At 30.5% G+C, this 4,254-nt stretch carries 2 protein-coding genes; both read left to right on the top strand.

Annotated features, from left to right (window positions below; all coding sequences use genetic code 11):
* Positions 1–4 precede the first annotated feature (4 nt).
* Positions 5–175 carry a T9SS type A sorting domain-containing protein gene (locus tag RMO70_RS16975; RefSeq protein ID WP_409025067.1) on the top strand — a complete coding sequence of 57 codons (171 nt, stop codon included), beginning with the start codon at positions 5–7 and terminating at the stop codon, positions 173–175.
* A 106-nt stretch (positions 176–281) separates the two neighbouring features.
* A partial coding sequence (locus tag RMO70_RS15875) for a hypothetical protein (RefSeq protein ID WP_310557422.1) occupies positions 282–4,254 on the top strand: 3,973 nt, incomplete at its 3' end.

Here is a 4,254-nt window from a genome sequence, read left to right as displayed (position 1 = left end):
AAATATTTATACTATTTCGGGTAAACTTATTTACTCCAAACAATGTTCAATTTTGGGTAATAAAGAGCAAAAAGTAACTTTTGAAATGCCTTCTGGAGCTAGTAACGGCATTTATTTGGTTCAGATTAAAACTAAAGAATTCGCTAAAACGGTTAAGTTAGTTTTTCAACAATAATATTTTAAAAATAATGCGATTCATAACTTTTGAATCGCATTATTTTTTTAATTTAATTTTTTAAGTGATTTCTAATCAGTGTAAGACAACTGAATAAACAAAAACAATGAAAACAATTAATTTAAAAAAAAATATTCTATGTCTTTTTGTGCTATGTTACTTAAACGTTACAGGACAAAATCAAACTCCAATCGAACCTAGATTTAAAACATTTTATGAAGGAACTGCATTTACCACGATTACGGTTGATAAAGATAAAAATGTTTGGGCTGGAACAAATCGACTTGGGCTTTTCTACAAACCAAGTGGTAGTTCTAGTTTTTCATCATTAACACTAGGAACTTCGCCTTTCGTGCTTTCAACATTAAACATTCAAACATTAGCTGCTGATCAATCTGGTACTATTTGGGTTGGTCATAATGGAACTGGGAGCTTAAGCGGTCAATTTGGTGGTATTGAACGTATTACTGGAGGAGTATCAACGCATCTTGCAGCTTCAAATGATGACTGTTACTCCAGAGGCCCAAGAATGAATGTAAATGATGGTTATGCCACAAGAAATTCGAAAGCTTTGACAGTAGATAAAAATAATACAGTATGGTCAGCCCAAGGATTTACATTAGTAAATACTTTGGGTGGAGGAAGTGGAGATTTCATTATCACTTGTGGTACATTATCATACAAAAAAGCTACCGATGCCATTTTTACTTCAAAAAGTACATACTCACAAAATAATACTTTTCCAACAAATCCAGATTTGAATTTCCCTTATCCACCATTTACTTGCGATCCTGTAAATACATCTGGAAGAGCTACAAGAAATTGTCGCGCTATCTCATCCGACAAAACTGGAATCTGGATGGCTGTAGACAGATATGATAATGCAGGTAATCAAGTTATTGAATATGATTTAAATGGGATTTTTAAAAATCGCTACTTGCGAGACCAAATGAAATTTACTCAAAGTATAAATCTAGGCACTATAAACGGCGTTTATAGAAATAATTCTAGAGGATCTTGGGTAACTACAAATGTTGTAGGTAATGGATTTTCTATTATGAAAACTGATAAAAAAGGAAATAATCCTATATGGTTCAATATAAAAGACCCCACTATCATGCCTTCTGACACTAAATTCAATGACAATGCTATATGGGGTGACGCATTAGGAAGAGTTTATATGGGTACAAACAATGGACTCATTGTATATGACGGAGCTGGTCCAGTAGATTCGTTAGATTCATATAAACTTTACTCAAAATTAGACTATCTATCAACAAGATGCGTATACGACCCAAACATGTTATCAAATAATATTACTGGTGGTGCTACAGAAGGAAAATTAAGTCCTTATTTTTCTTGGATTACAACTGCCAATGGTATTATGAGAAGTTATTTACCAGGTGGTGATATTTTATCATATCATGTTGATAATAAAGACGCACCATATAGAGAAACTTCAAATGGAAAAGAAAATTACAGAGCATTTGCAGAATTATTCAAAGTTACTACATCTGAACCAAGTGAAGAAAAAATCCCTTGTATTTCTGTTGACGGAACAACTTCGACAGTTTTCAGGTATAAAACCAGTGTTCCTAGAGATTTTTATGAAAATGATAGTTTCTTCAAAATTAAAATAAAAGATAATAATTATTCAGAAGGAGAAGGAACACCAGGATCAGAATCTTATATTGCTCGATATGGACATTTTGACTTAAAACCACCTTCCTACTATGAAAATGGATTAACGTTAGATAATTTAGAACACATAGACATTATATATAAACATCCAGAATATATTAATGAAACCGACTTTGTATCTGGTAAGCATTATGCAAATTTTAGATTAATAATAGAAGACAGAAGAGATCCTAATAATATTGTTACTGTATTTGATCATCCTATTAAATTTTGTTTACCACCAGTTTTAATAGGTCATGGAGTTTGGGCAGATATTAATTCTGTACAAAAAATAGAGGACTTTCTAAAAACAAAAGGTTTTACTGATTCTGAATTACTAAAAAATTGGAGAAAAGATAAAAAATTAGCTGAAAATGAATTTGAAGTTGATGCTGATATAATACCATCAAATATAGAAGAGCTTCGTTTTCAGGCACTTAATAAGAAAGTATCCGCTGGAAAAGTTAACATTATTGTACATAGTCGTGGTGGATTATATACCCGTGCATATGTTGAAGGGATTTCTCCTAGAACAAGTTATAAAAAAGATATAAACTCTTTAATTACATTAAATACACCTCACTCGGGTTCACAGGCTGCAAATGCTATTTTAGATAAAAGGATATTAATTCCTTCTTATATAAAATTCTCCTTTAATCCACTAATACCATTTGTACCAATAATTACCAGTACCACGCCAAAATCTATTTCAGATTTATTACTCACTCTTCCAGTTCCTGTCCCAAGGGCTGATCAATTAAATAATTGGGGAGCAAAAAATTTATTAGTTGAAATAGACAGTATAAAACCTTCAAATAATGATATTACAACAGATTTTATAAAAAAGCTTAATTTAAGATCAAACTTAAATACTTTTAAAGATGCTGAAATACCAATTCATGCAATTGCTACAAATTTTTCACTTTGTCAGATACGTCCAATTCTATGTAGCAATGTAAGTTTTGCAGATATAAATAAAACTTCTAAAGCTGATTTTAGTTTATTACTTTTAGCAGAAGCTGTACAAACTAGTTTACTACCATCAAATGTTGCACAAGGATTTGATGGATTTATGAAACATCTTTTAGGAGGTGAAACTAATGATCTTATCGTACCTAAAAGTAGTATGGAAGCAGGCTTAGATTCAAGATTTGTTAGTAATATTGTTGGTCAAAATATCGGTCACATTGCTGATGTTGATATTCTAGGAAATAGTTCAGGTGTCACTACAAATCCAGAAGTACAAAATCGAATTTTTGAGTTATTAAAACAAAATTTTAAATCATCAACTACAAATTTTACTATTGGTGGTTTTAACCCTCCTGAGTTAACATATAATTTTTTACCAAATCTAAATTTTGGTTATATAAATAGAAATAACAATGACACAAACGATAAAAGTCTAGTTATTAATCCTACATCATTAACTGGAACTATTAATCCTGGTAATGTCATTACATTTGATGTTATTCAACAAAATTTGGATAAAATTATTATTTCTTATGATTATTCAGGAAGTGATAATGTCTATATTTTTAAAAAAGTTGGCAATTTAACTACAACAAATACCTTTACATTCACAATTCCGCAGGAGTTTATTGGCAAGTTTAAAATTACTGCTTACGGTTTCAGTGGTGGTCAAATGATAGGTGAAAGTTCATACGAACCAATTGTTCAGATTCCACCAACCATAACTCTTCAATCCATCCGTTTTGATTATTCTAATATTAGAATTCAAGAGCTAGATAATTATCAGTTTGAGCTTCTAGGAACATACAGCGATGGTGTTGAAAGAAGAATAAATGAATTAAGCGGTATCGCTTATACACTTGGAAACGCAACTATACTTCAACGTATAGACGATAAAACAATTAAAGGAACTATCCCTGGAGAAACTACTTTCAAAATAGCAATAGGAATACTAAATACTACCCTAAATGTTTTTGTTGAAGAAAATCCTGTTATTAAACAGTCATTAATAACAAATTTTTATACTAATTATCAAAATAACAATCCAGTAACAATAAAATGGGATACCAATCAAGAATACCGTTCTAAAAAATTTATTTTAGAGAGCAGCACCGACAATGTAAACTTCACTCAAATAAATGAACAATTGGGTTCTGGAACAAATTATACACCAGCTAGTTATAATTTTATAGATAACACAACAGAAAGTATAATTTATTATAGATTAAGATTATTAAATCTAGATGATGCAGAAGTTTACAATCAAACCATACAAGTAAACAGAAGTACACTTTCAATTAATGATGCAAAATTCAATAGTAACAAACTCGTTTTGTCTCCAAATCCATTAACTGAAAATACAGGAACATTATCTGTTTATAGCACATTAAATGATGATAATGCTTCTTTAAATATTTATACTATTTCGG

This window comes from Flavobacterium sp., from assembly GCF_031422135.1.
Classification (GTDB): domain Bacteria; phylum Bacteroidota; class Bacteroidia; order Flavobacteriales; family Flavobacteriaceae; genus Flavobacterium.
Note: the sequence above shows the minus strand (reverse complement) of the source record. Positions and strands in the feature narration are given on the sequence as shown.